The organism is Methylobacterium sp. 77 (genome assembly GCF_000372825.1).
Lineage (GTDB): Bacteria > Pseudomonadota > Alphaproteobacteria > Rhizobiales > Beijerinckiaceae > Methylobacterium.
Genome location: NZ_KB910516.1, coordinates 3483736 through 3498773 on the forward strand (window position 1 = coordinate 3483736; position 15038 = coordinate 3498773).

Annotated in this window: 14 protein-coding genes; 4 read left to right on the top strand and 10 right to left on the bottom strand. The window is 68.4% G+C overall.

Features of this window, described 5'->3' with window-relative positions:
• Positions 1-70: 70 nt before the first annotated feature.
• The 6 genes from A3OK_RS0116555 to A3OK_RS0116580 form a co-directional block, all read right to left on the bottom strand.
• On the bottom strand, positions 71-1132 hold the full coding sequence (locus A3OK_RS0116555) for an isopenicillin N synthase family oxygenase (protein ID WP_019906004.1): 1062 nt from the start codon (positions 1130-1132) through the stop codon (positions 71-73).
• Between the two features lie 2 nt (positions 1133-1134).
• Entirely contained in the window at positions 1135-2490 is a 1356-nt protein-coding gene (locus A3OK_RS0116560; RefSeq protein WP_019906005.1) for a PLP-dependent transferase, read from the bottom strand.
• A gap of 585 nt (positions 2491-3075) precedes the next feature.
• A complete protein-coding gene (locus tag A3OK_RS0116565; RefSeq protein ID WP_019906006.1) occupies positions 3076-3285 on the bottom strand; it encodes a TOBE domain-containing protein in 210 nt (69 codons plus the stop codon).
• Between the two features lie 11 nt (positions 3286-3296).
• On the bottom strand, positions 3297-4079 hold the full coding sequence (modA, locus tag A3OK_RS0116570; RefSeq protein ID WP_019906007.1) for a molybdate ABC transporter substrate-binding protein: 783 nt from the start codon (positions 4077-4079) through the stop codon (positions 3297-3299).
• Positions 4080-4154: 75 nt separating this feature from the next.
• On the bottom strand, positions 4155-4979 hold the full coding sequence (locus A3OK_RS0116575; protein ID WP_019906008.1) for an aspartate/glutamate racemase family protein: 825 nt from the start codon (positions 4977-4979) through the stop codon (positions 4155-4157).
• A gap of 5 nt (positions 4980-4984) precedes the next feature.
• Positions 4985-6055, bottom strand: a complete 1071-nt coding sequence (locus A3OK_RS0116580) for an NAD(P)-dependent alcohol dehydrogenase (RefSeq protein WP_019906009.1) — start codon at positions 6053-6055, stop codon at positions 4985-4987.
• Between the two features lie 213 nt (positions 6056-6268).
• Here A3OK_RS0116580 and A3OK_RS22990 point away from each other — a divergent pair, with 213 nt between their 5' ends.
• Positions 6269-6670, top strand: a complete 402-nt coding sequence (locus A3OK_RS22990; RefSeq protein ID WP_019906010.1) for a winged helix-turn-helix domain-containing protein — start codon at positions 6269-6271, stop codon at positions 6668-6670.
• Positions 6671-6713: 43 nt separating this feature from the next.
• Here A3OK_RS22990 and A3OK_RS0116590 read toward each other — a convergent pair whose 3' ends face one another.
• Together A3OK_RS0116590 and A3OK_RS0116595 are read right to left on the bottom strand one after the other, a co-directional pair.
• On the bottom strand, positions 6714-6968 hold the full coding sequence (locus A3OK_RS0116590; protein ID WP_018041714.1) for a hypothetical protein: 255 nt from the start codon (positions 6966-6968) through the stop codon (positions 6714-6716).
• 56 nt (positions 6969-7024) lie between these two features.
• Positions 7025-7795, bottom strand: coding sequence for a site-2 protease family protein (locus tag A3OK_RS0116595; protein ID WP_019906011.1), 771 nt, complete (start codon positions 7793-7795; stop codon positions 7025-7027).
• Positions 7796-8000: 205 nt separating this feature from the next.
• On the opposite strand from A3OK_RS0116595, the gene A3OK_RS0116600 reads away from it, so the two are divergent.
• The 3 genes from A3OK_RS0116600 to A3OK_RS0116610 all read left to right on the top strand — a co-directional run bounded on the left by A3OK_RS0116600 (position 8001) and on the right by A3OK_RS0116610 (position 10452).
• Positions 8001-8834: an alpha/beta hydrolase gene (locus A3OK_RS0116600; RefSeq protein WP_019906012.1), complete on the top strand. Its 834-nt coding sequence runs from the start codon at positions 8001-8003 to the stop codon at positions 8832-8834.
• 10 nt (positions 8835-8844) lie between these two features.
• Complete coding sequence (locus A3OK_RS0116605) at positions 8845-9228, top strand: hypothetical protein (RefSeq protein WP_019906013.1); 384 nt, start codon at positions 8845-8847, stop codon at positions 9226-9228.
• A gap of 129 nt (positions 9229-9357) precedes the next feature.
• Entirely contained in the window at positions 9358-10452 is a 1095-nt protein-coding gene (locus tag A3OK_RS0116610) for an acyltransferase family protein (protein WP_019906014.1), read from the top strand.
• 1 nt (position 10453) lies between these two features.
• Here A3OK_RS0116610 and A3OK_RS0116615 read toward each other — a convergent pair whose 3' ends face one another.
• Together A3OK_RS0116615 and A3OK_RS0116620 are read right to left on the bottom strand one after the other, a co-directional pair.
• Complete coding sequence (locus A3OK_RS0116615) at positions 10454-11356, bottom strand: DNA-binding response regulator (RefSeq protein ID WP_019906015.1); 903 nt, start codon at positions 11354-11356, stop codon at positions 10454-10456.
• On the bottom strand, positions 11349-14792 hold the full coding sequence (locus A3OK_RS0116620) for an ATP-binding protein (RefSeq protein ID WP_019906016.1): 3444 nt from the start codon (positions 14790-14792) through the stop codon (positions 11349-11351). The genes A3OK_RS0116615 and A3OK_RS0116620 overlap by 8 nt, the downstream gene beginning before the upstream one ends.
• Positions 14793-15038 lie beyond the last annotated feature (246 nt).

The following is a 15038-nucleotide window of genomic DNA, read 5'->3' on the forward strand; positions in this document are numbered from 1 at the left end:
CCGTTCCGAACTCCGCCATGCCAGGGCGGCGCGCGCAGGAAATCGGAAACGGCCTGCCGGAAGCCGCCGCTCATGCGGCCCCCGTTTCGGCGAGATCGCCATAGAACCGCGCCGCGACATCGGGATGGGAGCGCAGGCGGCCCTTGAGGTAGTTGCGCCCGACTTCGTGGAACAGCGGGTTGTCGGGGTCGCTCGCCGGGCCGCGCGCCTCGGCGGCGAGATCCGCCGGCAGCTCGAGCAGGGGCACGGTGGCGTCGTGGCGGGCGCCGAGGAAGAATGCGACGGAGAGGCGGTCGAGGCCCGCCGGAGGGGTCACGACCCGGTGGATCGTCGCGCGCAGATAGCCGTTGGAGGCGAGTTCGAGCAGCTCGCCGATATTGACGACGAAGCTACCCTCGACCGGCTCGGCCGCGATCCACCCGTCCGGCCCCTCGACTTCGAGACCGCTCTGCTCGTCTTGGACCAGCAGGGTCAGGAAGCCGCTATCCTTGTGGGCGCCGACGCCCTGCTCTCCCTGCGTCGCCTCGCGGCCGGGATAGCGGATGATCTTGATGTGCTGGTTCGGCGCGCCCGCATAGATCGGCGCGAACACGTCTTCCGGCTGTCCCAGGGCGAGGGCGAAGGCGCGCAGCAGGCGAAGCCCGAGTTGCGTCACGGCCTCCTGCCAGCGCAGCAGGCCGATGCGGAGTTCGGGGAGGCCGACGGGCCATTGGTTGGGCCCCTGCAACCGGGCCCAGGGGGGCGAGGCGGCGGATGGGGACAGGGTTACGCGCTCGGCGCCGATATCGAACTGTTCGCGCCAATCCGGTGCGCCGCGCGTGATCTCGCGGCCGGCCGCCGTGTAGCCGCGGAAATGGGGCGAGCGCACCATCGCCACGGCCTGTTTCTCCGGGAGTGACAGGGCGAAGAAACGCCGCGCCAGGGCCTGGACCTGCGCGATCTCCGCCAAGGCGATGCCGTGCCCGGTGAGGTGGAAGAAGCCGACATCGCGCGCAGCGTCGCGCAATTCGGCGAGGAAGACCGCCCGTTCGGCCGGTCCTGCATCGAGCCGGCGCAGGTCGAGATGCGGGATTGCAGAGGTGTGACGACAGGATTCAGGCGGTTCCCGGCGCGCCACGGAGGAGGCCGCCATGGTCAGGCCGCCTTCGCGAAGGCGCCGACCGAAGCCAGGGCCTGGTCGAGATCGGCCAGGATGTCGTCGATATGTTCGAGGCCGATGGAGAGGCGGACATAGCCGTCGGACACGCCGGTGGCGCGCCGGTCGTCGGCCGAGAGCTGCGAATGGGTAGTGGTGGCCGGATGGATGGCGAGGCTGCGCGCATCGCCGATATTGGCCACGTGATAGAACAGCGACAGGGCCTCGATGAAGCGGCGCCCGGCCTCGCGACCGGCGACGAGTTCGAACCCGACGAGGCCGCCATAACCTCCCGTGAGGTATTTTTCAGCCCGTTCGCGTGCCTTGCCGGTGAGGTGCGAGGGATGGATCACCCGCTCGATTTCGGGCCGACCGGCCAGGTAATCGACCACCGCCTGCGCATTTCGGCTGTGGCGTTCGATGCGCAGGGCCACGGTCTCCAACCCCTGCAGGGTCAGGAAGGCGTTGATGGGCGATACGGCGGGGCCGAGGTCGCGCAGCAGCCGGACCCGGGCACGCAGGATGTAGGCGATCGGGCCGAGGGGCTTGGCGGCCTCCGTCCAGACCGCGCCGTGATAGCTCGGATCCGGCGTGTTGAGGGCGGGCTGGCGCTCGGGATGGGCCGACCAGTCGAACCGCCCACCATCGATGATCGCGCCGCCGATGGCGATGCCGTGACCGCCGAGATACTTGGTGGTGGAATAGACCACGATCGCCGCGCCATGGTCGAACGGGCGCGCCAGGAGCGGCGCGGCGGTGTTGTCGACGATGAGCGGGATGCCGAAGCCACGGCCGATCTCGGCCACCTCGGCGATGGGGAAGACGGCGAGTTTCGGATTGGCGAGGGTCTCGCCGTAATAGGCGCGCGTGCGATCGTCGGTGGCGCGGCGGAAATTCTCGGGATCGGATGGGTCGACGAAGCGGACCTCGATCCCCTGCTCGGCGAGCGTATTGGCGAAGAGGTTCCAGGTGCCGCCATAGAGATCGGTGGAGGCGACGATGTTGTCGCCCACCCGTGCGAGGTTCTGCACCGACAGGGCGGACGCCGCCTGGCCCGAGGCCAGGGCGAGGGCGGCCGCACCGCCTTCGAGGGCGGCGAGGCGCTGCTCCAGCACGTCGACGGTGGGGTTCGTCACGCGGGTGTAGAGGTGGCCGAGTTCCTTCAAGGCAAACAGGTTCTCGGCATGGGTCGTGTCCCGGAACTGGAACGAGGTGGTCTGGTGGATCGGCACCGCCACCGAGCCGGTGGTCGGATCGGCCCGCCATCCCGCATGCAAAGCGAGGGTCTCGGGGTGGAGCGAGGCCGCGGGGCTCGGGCTCGAGATGCTGGAATTCGACGTGCTCGGCTTCGACATGGAACAGCTCCGTTGAACGTCGGGTCGGCGTGTGATCTGGACAGACCATGGCGGATCGACCGCCGCCTCGACGAGACGGCGCAGACTCGACCAATACGGAATTAGCCAAGACTAATTCTGTCAAAGGTTTAGTTCGGCAATATCCGGCACGTATTACGGCTTTATGCCGATCGCACACAGACACTATTCAAGACTACCCTCACATCATGAGGCACTTGCCGTCTCTGTCAACGGAATGCATTTTCGATTTTCGGCGCAGATCGGCGTAAAGTATTTGGCGACGAGAGCATCGGAGAAAGCAAACTTCCATCCTGCTCGGTGGCCCGGCCGGAATTGCCTGGATCTTCGGCGGGAGCGCCGCAGGGCGAGCGGGACCTTCGCTGGCTTTGCAGGTACAGGCTCTTATGGGCCTTGCCGCGATCGGGCGGGCGATGCTCGCGGGGTAAAACCCCTCTCGGAGCGCTTCGCGACGCTGTGGATGCCGGCTCTTCATGGGAGAGCGCGTTTCCAGGTCGGCGGCGGTGACGGTCTTGGATCGTCCGGGAGGCACCGCGCCGAGCGGCCACGGTGCCTCTTGGGTTGCCTTCAGTCGACGGCGATCATCACGTCGGACGCCTTGACGACGGCATAGGCCTCGCCGCCGACGGTGAGCCCCAGGCTGTCCACCGCTTCGTTGGTGATCGACGAGGTGATGACCGTGCCGTTGGCAACTTCGATCTTCACATGAGCGGTCGTGGCGCCCTTCTCGACGGAGACGACCTTGCCCTTGAGGGTATTGCGAGCGCTGATCTTCATGGCATGTCCTTTTACTGTGCTGGCGTGTTGCCGAGGACCGTGAAACCCTGAGCTTCGAAGAAGGGTTTGCCTTCGTCTCCCTTCAGGAAATCGAGGAAGCGTGCCGCTCCATTACCTTTGGCCTCGGCCGTGACGGCGAACGGGTACACCACCGGAGGATGGCTGTCCGCCGGAAAGACGCCGACGACCTTCACCCCCGGATCGGATTTGGCATCGCTCTCGTAGACCACGCCGAGGGGCGCCTCGCCGCGCGAGACCAGGAGCAGGGCCGCCCGCACGTTGTCGGCCTGGGCGAGGCGCGGCTGCAAGCCTCCCCACAGGCCGAGCTTCTCGAAGGCGGCCTTGGCATATTTGCCGATCGGCACGGAATTGACCTCGCCGGTGGCGAGACGCCCGTCGGCGCCAAGGGCTGCGGCGAATCCCTCCGCCGTGAACGGCACGTCGGCGGTCTTGGCATCCTTCGGGGCGACGACCACGATGCGGTTGCCCAGCAGGTTCACCCGGGTCTCGGGGCGGATGAGGTTCTTCTTGGCGAGGTACTCCATCCATTCGAGATCGGCCGAGGCGAACAGGTCGGCCGGTGCGCCGGATTCGATCTGCCGCGCCAGGGCCGAGGATGCGGCGTAGCTCGCCTTCACCTCGACACCGCTCTTGGCGGCGAAGGCCTTGCTGGCATTGTCGAGGGCGTTCTTCAGGCTTGCGGCCGCGAACACCGTCGCCGTCTCGGCAGCCTGGGCGGCGGGGGCCAGAACGACGAGGCCGGCGAGGAGGAGGGCACGGAGTGAGGTCAGCATGCGGCAGGTCTTTCCGGATCGGTCGCTGGAGGAATCGAAGTGAAGCACAGTCTTCGGAGGCGCCGACCCGACCGGTCAGGCCAGAACGGCGTGGAGGGGCAAGATGATGTCGAGGCGGCCGAGCATGCGGCGGAAATCCTCGATCCCGTAGCGCTCGTCCTCGGTCACGAGACCGAGGATCATCCCGCTCCCCGGCACCGCGTGAGGCGCGATCGCGGCGACCGCGTCCTCCAGCGGATCGAGCAGCGGACGATGACCGCAGGCCGTGTCGAGATAGCTCCGCAGCCAGGGAAGGTGCGTGCTGGACAGGGTCAGGACGCCGACCTCGGGATGGCGCGCATCGAGGTCGCGCATGAAGCCGTCGACGATGTCGCGGGTCTTTTCGGCCGAGAACAGGAAATCTCCGCTCTCGACCAGGGCGACGAGGGACGAGGCATCGACGAGGTGGACCTGAGCGCCGCGCCCTTGCGCCTCGGCATCTGCGTAGGCACGCAAGGCTTCGCTCTCCACCATGGAGCGCACGCCCAGCACCGCGACGTCCCGCTCGCCGGCGAGCGCGAGGGCATTCCGGATCGGCGGCCTGACGCCGAATACGGGAGGCCCGATCACACCGGCGAGGTCGTCGAGGACCGTGACCGAGGGCGCGTTCGAGGCCACGAGCACGGCGGCGGGCGAGAATCCGTCCAGGAATCGCAAGGTCCGCTGCAGGATGCCGAGGAGTTCGGGACGGCTTTTCTCGCCATAGGGAAAGCTGGCCCGATCGGCGAAGTAGACGATGTCCTGCTTCGGGAGAAGGCGCCGGATCAGCGTGACCGCGGCATAGCTGCCGATCCCGGCGTCGAACACGGCGACGGGTCGGTGGAGCGCATGACGCGTGGCGTCATCGACGATCGCGCGCATGAGGTTCAGGCGGCCTCGGGCAGGGACGTCTTGTGCAAGGACGCCATGTCGATGACGAAGCGGTACTTCACGTCGCTCTTGAGCATCCGGCTATAGGCCGTCTCGATCTGATCGATGGGGATCAACTCGATGTCCGAGGTGATGCCGTGCGTCGCGCAGAAATCGAGCATCTCCTGCGTCTCGACGATCCCGCCGATGAGCGAGCCGGCGAAGTTGCGGCGCCGCCAGATCACGCTGAACACGTTGACCGAGAGCGGCTTCTCGGGTGCGCCCACCTGCACCAGCGTGCCCTCGCGCTTGAGCAGGCCGAGATAGGCGTTGATGTCGTGCTCGGCCGCCACCGTGTCGAGGATGAAGTCGAAGGTTTCGCCCTGTGCCGCCATGGCGTCGGGATCCTTCGAGATCACCACCTCGGCGGCGCCGAGCCGCCGGGCATCGGCCTCCTTGCCGGGCGAGGTCGTGAACAGCACCACATGCGCGCCCATGGCATGGGCGAGCTTCACGCCCATATGGCCGAGGCCGCCGAGCCCCACCACGCCGACCTTCTGGCCGGCTTTCACGCCCCAATGGCGCAGGGGCGAATAGGTGGTGATGCCGGCGCAGAGGAGCGGGGCGACCGCGGCGAGATCGAGCCCCTCCGGGATGCGCAGGACGAAGTGGCTGTCCACCACCACGTGGCTCGAATAGCCGCCGAACGTGTGCCCGCCGGTCTGCGGCTCGGGGCCGTTATAGGTGCCGGTGAAGCCGGGCACGCAATATTGCTCGAGACCCTCCTTGCAACTGTCGCATTCCCGGCAGGACGCGACCATGCAGCCGACGCCGGCGAGGTCTCCCGGCTTGAAGGTCGACACCTCGGCGCCGACCCGCGTCACCTTGCCGACGATCTCGTGGCCGGGAACGCAGGGATAGAGCGTGCCGCCCCACTCGTCGCGGGCGGTGTGCAGGTCCGAATGGCAGACGCCGCAATACAGGATCTCGATCTCGATGTCGGACGGGCCGGGATCGCGGCGCTGGAAGGTGAACGGCGCGAGCGGTGCTTCGGCGCTGGTGGAGGCATAGCCGGTGCAGGTGAACATGCTCGATTCTCCGCGATGTGCTGCATGGGGGAGCCCATGGCACCCGTCCCATCCTCGCCCAACCCCGTCTCCGACGACAGGCTCGGCGGAACGCTATATACCCTCGGACATATCGATTGCCCAGGGAAAGCTGTCGAATGACGCGGGCTCCTGGCCTATCGTCGGGCTTCATCGGAAGGGTTCCAGGATGCACGCCGTGCGAGAGGCGGACAGATGGCGACGTTGAGCATCCGGATCGACCTCGGGCCCGAGAACCGCGTCGGCCCCGGCAAGATCCAACTCCTCGAAATGATCGCCGAGCACGGCTCGATCTCCGCGGCGGGCCGGGCCATCGGCATGTCCTACAGGCGCGCCTGGATGCTGATCGAGGCGTTGAATACGGGCTTCGGCAGGCCGGTGGTCGAGGCACATATCGGTGGCAGGAGCGGCGGCGGCGCCAGGCTGACGACCTTCGGCGCGGATCTGGTCCAGCATTACCGCGCCATCGAGCAGGCGGCGGCCAAGGCCGCCGCACCGTTCCTGACCGGTATCGACGGAGGGATGCCGACCGCCGGGGAGCGGGACACTGGTCCGCCGTCGGAAGCGGGACACAGGACTGGCCGACCCGCAGGATGAGGGAGCGTCGCGTCACTCCCGCGCCATTGCCAAAGGCCCTCGCTCAGCCTCCGGTGAGGCTTTCGGCGAAATCGTCGGGGACCTCGCCGAACTGGCCGAGGATCGTCGCGCTCTCGAGTTCGCCGGTCTCGTCATCGGCCACCACCTTCAGCGCGGCGGTGCCCGGCAGGCGGCCGGACATGGCCTCCGCCTTCTTCAGGGCGCCGCTCTCGGTGGGCGCGACCTCGCGGTCGCCGGGAACGAGGCGCTTGCGCTTGATCACGAAGGTCTGGACCACGAACGTCGTCTTCAGGGCCATTGCGGTCTCCGTGGGCCGTGCCGCCCTCCCTGCCACATAGGCCGGGTCGTGACGCCTTACCAGAGACGGATCAGGCCGTAGCCGACGCGCGCATCCACCACCGCGATACCGAGGGTGCCGATGATCGAGAGGCTCGCGCGAAACACCGCCGGGCCAAAGGCGCTGGAGAACAGGAAGAGGCCCGCCAGGATCAGGTTGACGTGCCGGGCCACCGGGTCGGCGAACCGCCGCAACGGTTCGGGCAGCCAGGGTTGGAGAATTCCGTAGCCGTCGAGCCCCGGAAGCGGAATCAGGTTGAGGATGATCGCCGTACCCTGGAACAGGGCGGAGACGGCGAGGACCGCTCGGAGCGTGTCGGATTCCTCGCCCGCGAGGGCGTAGAGCAGGGCGAGAACCAGGAGGACGATGCCGTTCATCGCAGGGCCTGCCGCCGCCACGGCGGAGATCCAGGCCTTGCCGCGCAGCAGATGGGTGTTCACCAACACGCGCCCGCCGGGAAATCCGATCCCGCCGAGAATCGTGAACAACAGGGGCAGGACGATGGACGAGAGCGCGTCGGCATAGAGGCGCGGATCCAGGGTGAGATAGCCGCTCTGTGGAATCTCCGCATCGCCCCCCTTCCAGGCGACGAGGGCATGCGCGAATTCGTGCAGGCACAGGCTGAGCAGCCACCCCGCCATCACGAAGACGAACGCCGCGCCCGAGCCATCGACCGCGCCGCTGCCGATGGCGGCGCCGGTCCCGAGGAAGATCAGGGTGATCAGCAGGAAGTTCGCGCTAGGGCCGGCCGGCGCTGGGCGCTGGCTCGGCGGAAGCTCTGACGACATCTCGACCCTCGGTGGAGTTCGGTCCGAATGAGCGGACATCTGCGGCATGGAGGGGACGCGGGAACCCGACGCGCCCCACGGTCGCATCGCGGGTGTTTCATGCGCATGCCACGATATGGTGGTGCCCTCAACAGCACGTCCACATCGGACGGTCCATGCCCCCGACTCCCGCGAACAATCTGCCCGAGAACGATCCCGCCCGAGAATGATCCTGATCCGCGTGATCCTGCCCGTCGCCGTCGGCCTCTACGCCTCGATCCTCGGCGCCCTGTTCCTGTTCCAGCGCCATCTCCTCTATCCCGGCGCCTTCGGCGCGGGACTACGGCAAACCGACCGCATCGTGCCGGCCGGGACGGACGCCGTCTCGGTGACGACGGCCGACGGCCACAGGCTCTACGGCCTGTGGCGGGCGCCGGAGCCGGGACGCGGCGTGGTTCTCACCTTTCACGGCAACGGCTCGCTGCCCGAGCCGCATGCGGCCCGGTTCTCCACGGGGGTCTGGCGCGCCGCTGGCTGGGGTGTTCTCGCCATCGCCTATCGCGGCTATCCGGGCTCGACCGGGTCGCCGAGCGAGGCGGGCCTGATCGAGGACGGGCTGGCGGCTTACCGCCTCGCGACCAAACTCGCGCCCGAGGCGCCGATCCTGCTCCACGGCCATTCCATGGGGGCGGCCGTCGCGGTGGCGCTGGCTGCGCGCGAGCCTCATCTCGGCCTCTATCTCGAAGCGCCGTTCGCCTCCATGGCCCAGCTCGTCGGCGAACGCTTCCCTCTCCTTCCGGGTGCAATCCTCTTGGATCGCTGGCGCTCGGACCGGCGCATCGGCGAGGCCTCGGGCCGGATCCTCATCGTCCACGGCACCGACGATCCCGTCATCCCCGTGGCGCATGCCCGCGAACTCGGCGCCATCGCCGGGGACAGGGCGAAACTCGTCGCGCTTCCCGGCGATCACGTCTCGATCCTCGGCCAGCGCGACGAGGAGGCGGAAGCGACGTTCCGTCCCGTCCGGAGCGCTGAGCCCATCCTGGCGGTACCGCGTTGATACCGGAACCATGGGAGGCGGGGATTTGGGACGACGCGCCCGGCGATGGCGGCAGGACGAGGAGAGCGAGGAGAGGTCGGCCGGTCCCGTGATCTGCCCGCTCTGCGAGCGGCCGATCCCGCCGCGCGCCAGATCGAGCCTGCATCACCTCACGCCCAAGCTGAAGGGTGGCGCCAAGGCCGGCACCGTCCGCCTGCACCAGATCTGCCATTCCGCGATCCATGCCCGCTACAGCGAGGCCGAGATCGCCCGGCGCCTCGCCGAGATCGACATCCTGCGGAGCGACCCGGAGATCGGCGGCTTCCTCGCCTGGGTCCGGACCAAGCCGGACGATTTCCATGCCGCGACGCGGATGACACGGGCCCGCAAGCTCTCGCGCCGCAAGGTCTCGTAGCCGGACGCGCCAATCCGAGCGTCTCCGTTTACCGCGCATTCGGCATCGGTCACGGAAGGCGGCGTCGGCAGCCGCCTCCTTAACCCTCGGCCTGCGATGCTGGAGCCCGGATTTCGACGGAGTTCCCAGGTGGCGTCAGCGGCACATAACCGAAGCCCCGGCCCCGAAGAGGCGCTGAGACTGGCCTGGGTCGACGTCGCCAAGGGCCTCTGCATCGTCCTCGTGGTGATGATGCATTCGACCCTCGGTACCGGCCACGAGATGGGCGGCGAGGGCTTCCTCCACACCGTCGTCACCTTCGCCAAGCCGTTCCGCATCCCCGATTTCTTCCTGCTGTCGGGCCTGTTCGTCGGCCGCGTGATCGACCGGGACTGGCGTCTCTTCGCCGACCGGCGCGTGATCCATTTCGCTTACTTCTACGGGCTCTGGGTCCTCATCCAGTCGGCGGTGAAATACGGCCAGATCGTCGACGGGGCCGGACCGGGGGCCTTTCTCGCCCATCTCGCCCATGCCCTGGTGGAGCCCTATTCCACCCTGTGGTTCATCTACCTGCTGGCCGTCTTCTCGGTCCTGACGAAGCTCCTGCGCGGGTTGCATCCGGCGCTCCTCCTCGGCGGGGCCGCCCTGCTCCAGAGCATCCCGCTGGAGGGGCAGTCCGAACTCGTCACCGAATTCTGCGGCCGCTACGTCTGGTTCGTCGCCGGATACCTGTTCGCGGCCCGGATCTTCCGGTTCGCCGATCTGGTGCAAGGCCATCCCCGCGCGGCAATCGGCGGCCTCGCGGCCTGGGCCCTGGCGAACGGCCTCTTCGCCTTCACGGCCACCGGCAGCGAGACCTTCCCGACACTGGCGAGCTTGCCCGTCGTCAGCCTCGTCCTCGGGGGCGCCGGGGCGCTCGCCATCGTCGCCACCGGTGCCCTGCTCACCATCGCCGGAGGGCCGGTGACGGTGGCGCTCAGAGCCTGCGGCGAGCGCTCGATCGTCATCTACCTCGCCTTCTTCCTGCCCATGGCCGCCACGCGGACGCTCATCGTGAAGACCGGAGCGATCACCGATATCGGCCTCGCCAGCCTCGTCGTGACGATCGTCGCGGTGGTCGTCCCCCTCGTCATCGAGCGGGTGGTGCGCCACACGCCCCTCGTCTTCCTGTTCCGTCGCCCGGCGGCGTTCCACCTCGTCGCGGAGAGGCGGCCGCATGCGGCCCGGGCGGCGACGGCGGGCTGAATCAGACCTGATCGTCGATGTAGCGGGTGGCGATCATCGAGGCGGCGGTGCGGTTCTCGACACCGAGCTTGGCGTAGATGCTCTCCAGGTGTTTCGTCACCGTGCGTGGCGACAGGCCGAGGATGTCACCGATATCGCGGCTCGCCTTGCCCCGCGACAGCCAGAACAGCACGTCGGCCTCGCGGGCGGTGATCGGCAGGTTGCGGCGCAGGCGCTCGATGCCGGTGGCGGAAGCATCGCGCGAGAGGCGAAGCAGCACCTCGTCGCCGGTGGTGCCGATGAGGCTGAGACTGTGGGCGGCACCCTCCGTATCCAGCAGGACGACGGCGGCGGCATGGGCGCCCTTGAGCTGCTCGGCGAGCCAGGAACGGCCGGCCTCGGGCAGGCGCGAGCGCCCATCGCCGAGCTTGGCCAGCACGCGCGCGGCCTGCGGCGTGCTCCACAGGACGGTACCCTGGCGATCCACGGCGAAGAGCGTGCGGCCGGTGGTGTCGAGGGCGGCCCGCGCGCTCTGCGCGGCACGGGCGCTCGCCAGATGCACGCGGATGCGGGCGAGGATCTCGTCGGGGGCGATCGGCTTCGTCACGTAGTCGCTGCCGCCTGCTTCCAGGCCCTTCACGATGTGCTCGGTCTCGGACAGGCCGGTCATGAAGATCACCGGCACGAGGGCGAGGTCGCTGCGCGCCTTCAGGCGACGGCAGGTCTCGAACCCGTCCATGCCCGGCATCACCGCATCGAGCAGGATGATGTCGGGTGTGATCTCCTCCACCAGTGCCAGGGCGAGATCGCCGGCCACGGCCACGAGCACGGTGGCGCCGGAGCGCTCGATCGCCTCGGTGAGGAAGCTCAGCGTCTCGGGGGAATCGTCGACGACGAGAACGATGTCGCGCTGCATCTCAGCCATCGCGCATCCCTTCGAGGATGCGCACGTAGCGCCGGAGGTCGTAGGAGGCGACGAGCCCGCGCATCTGCGCGGCGATCTCGGCCGGCATGGCCGACTGGCCTTCGAGCTCCGACAGCTTGGCTTCGATGCCGCGGACATGGCCGATGCGGCCGAGCCGGATCAGCTCGGCGATGTGGTCCTGGCGCAGGGATTCCCGACCGTTCCCGCTCCTCGGCAAGGCCTCCGGCACGGGAGGCTGAGGCGGAGCGGGTTGGCCGAGCGCCAGCAGCCGCTCGATCCGCTCCAGGAAATCGCGCAGGTCGAAGGGTTTGGGGATGATCTCGTCATGCGGGGCGTCGTCGCCCCGGATCGGGCTGATCTCATGGACGTTGGCGGACATGATGGCGATCTTGGAGGTGAGCCCGTCATCGCGCAGGGCCTTGGCCACGGCCCATCCGCTCATCCCCGGCATGGCGATGTCGAGAAGGATGAGATCGGGCCGGCGCTCCATCCCCAGCGCCAGGCAATGCGGGCCGTCGGGGGATTCCAGCACGACGAGGCCGAGTGGTTCGAGCACCTCGCGCATCAGCGCACGATGCGAGGAATCGTCGTCCGCCACCAGCACCACGCGCGCCGACCCGTCATACGCCGCCCTCTCCCGCCGAGGGCCGGCGGCGCGCTCGGGCGCCTCCACGGGCTTGGGGCCGGCCGGCCGGTGCACCGAGGCCAGCATGAGCCTGAGGCTGAAACAGGTGCCGCGGCCGACCTCGCTCTCCACGGTGATCTCGCCGCCCATCACCTGGGCGAGGAGATGAGCGATGGTGAGCCCGAGCCCCGTACCCGGCGTGTTGCGGGCGGCCGGCAGCGAGCCGCGCTCGAATGGCCCGAAGATCCGCTGCAGGTCGCCCTCGGGGATGCCGAGGCCGCTGTCGCGGATCGAGAACATCGCCACCTGGCTGCGGTAGGTCATCTCCAGGGAGATCCAGCCCGTTTCCGTGAACTTGATGGCGTTGGAGAGCAGGTTGAGCAGAATCTGGCGAAGCCGCTTCTCATCCGCCGCCACGATGACGGGCAGAACCGGCGGACGCGAGAACCTGAATTCGAGGCCGGCCGCATTGGCCTGAAGCCGGACCATGTCGACGATCTGGTCGAGGAAATCGGCGAGGCGGAACTCGTTGCGATGGATCTGGAGGCGCCCCGCCTCCATGCGGGAAATGTCGAGGAGGCCGTCGATCAGTCCCGACAGGTGCTGGGCGCTGCGCCGGATGACGCGGATGCCGTTGCGGCGCGACGCGGGAATGTCGTCGTCGCCCTCCAGCAGCTGCGCGTAGCCGAGCACGGCGTTGAGCGGCGTGCGCAATTCGTGGCTCATGCCCACCACGTAGCGACTCTTGGCGAGGTTGGCGGCCTCCGCCGTCTCCTTGGCCTGCTGCAGCTTGGCATCGGTGATCTTGTGGGCTTCGATCTCGGCCTCGTAGAGGGCGGTCTGGCGGGTGGTCTCCTCCTGCGCCACCCGGCGGCTTTCCTGGGCGAGCACGAACAGCCAGGCGACGATGCCGAGGATGACCACGAGGATGAAGAACACGCTGGTGAGCGCGGCGCGCAGGGTCTCGCGATGCTCCGGCTGGGTCGTCGAGACCCCGGCATGAACGATGCCGAGGATCAGCCCGATCACTGAGACCAGGGTGAGCATGAGCGCGAGGTAGCGGCCGAGCGGCGCCCCGATCCAGCTCGCGGTCTTGGCCGGCATGATCCGGGTCAGAGCGCTCTGCGCCTGCGCCTCCAGGCGTCCGTGCGGCTTGCACAGGTCGCCGCAGCGGGCGTCGAGGGAGCAGCAGAGCGAGCAGATCGGCCCGGCATAGGCCGGGCAATGGGCCATGTCCTCGCCCTCGAACGGATGATCGCAGACGGTGCACTGGATCTCCGCGCGCCCGCCCCACTCGGCGATGGCGGGCCTCGCCAAGTAGTAGCGGCCGCCGGTGGCGAAGGCGATCGCCGGGGCGGCGGCGAAGGCGGTGACCAGGGCCAGCAGCGGAGCGAAATTCTGGAGCCCGGCCCCGAGCAAGCCGGCATGGGCGAGGAAACCCGCCATCAGCGCAAGACCGGAGGCACCGGTGCCGACCGGGTTCACCGCGTAGAGGTGCGCCCGCTTGAACTCGATACCCGGTGGCGACAATCCGAGCGGCTTGTTGATGGCGAGATCCGCCGAGAGCGCGCCGACCCAGGCCGCCACCACCACGGCATAGAGCGAGAGCGTGCTGGCGAGGGTCTTGTCGATGCCGAGTTCCATCAGCAGCAGCGCGATGGCGACGTTGAAGACGAGCCAGACCACGCGGCCGGGATGGCTGTGGGTCAGCCGCGAGAAGAAGTTCGACCAGGCGATGGAGCCGGCATAGGCGTTGGTGACGTTGATCTTGAGCTGGGAGATCACCACGAACAGCCCGGTGAGGAGGATCGCCCCCTCCCGCGACGGCATGACGTAGCCGAAGGCGATCACGTACATCTGCGTCGGCTCGGCCGCCTGATCGTGAGGCACGCCCTGCCCCAGAGCCACCACCGCCAGGAAGGCGCCGAGCAGGATCTTGAACATGCCGGGCAGGATCCAGCCCGCACCGGCGCCGAGCACGGCGAGCCACCAGCGCGGATCGCCCCCCGACCTGCCCGATTCGGAGCCCTTGGCCGGCGGCACGAAGCGGAGAAAATCCACCTGTTCGCCGATCTGGGCCAGCAGCGCGAGGAGGATGCCGGAGGCGAGCCCGAACTGGGCGAGATCGAAGCCCGAGAGCACGTAGCCCGCCACCGTGAAGGTCGAGCCGACGGCCTCGGACGCGCCCGGATAGGCGAGGAGATCGGTCAGGCCCGCGCTCGACTTCCAGGCGATGAAACCGAGGGGCAGGAGGTTGAGCCCGATCCAGAGCGGCTGGGTCCAGATCTGGAACCGGCTGATCAGGCTGATCCCGTAGACGACGAGGGGGATCACCACGATCGCGCTGACGACGTAGCCGATCCACAGCGGCAGACCGAGACAGAGCTGCAGCGCCAGCGCCATGATCGACGCCTCGATGGCGAAGAACAGGAAGGTGAAGCTCGCATAGATCAGCGAGGTGATGGTCGAGCCGAGATAGCCGAAGCCGGCCCCGCGGGTGAGGAGATCGATGTCGACGCCGTAGCGCGCGGCATAGAGGCTGATCGGCACGGCGGTGGCGAAGATCACCGCACCCACGAACAGAACCGCCGTCACCGTGTTGGTGAACCCCGTGGCGAGAACCAGGGTGCCGCCGATCGCCTCGAGCGCCAGGAACGAGAGCGAGCCCAGCGCCGTCTGCGCCACCCGCAGGCTCGACCAGCGCCGCGCTTTCTTGGCGGTGAAGCGCAGGGCGTAATCCTCGAGCGTCTCATCCGCGACGAAGCGGTTATAGGCCCGCCTGATCGGGGGAATCTGCTGGCGGCCGCTCATGGAATCGTGGGTCTGCCCGGTCAGCGTCGCGAAAAAAGCCGGCCCGGAACCGGCCTCCAGCCTGCATGCCCTCCCCGGAGAGGCGAGCCTGCGTCAGCAATCCCCATGCCGCGAGGCCGCCCGACATTGAGCCACGCGGGCGGCCGCGTCGAGGCCCGGCGCGGTTCGGGAGGTGCGCCCCGCACAGGGAAGAAGAATCGCCGACACGTCCGGGACGCGGCGGGCCCGGCCTCCGCCCTACGCAAA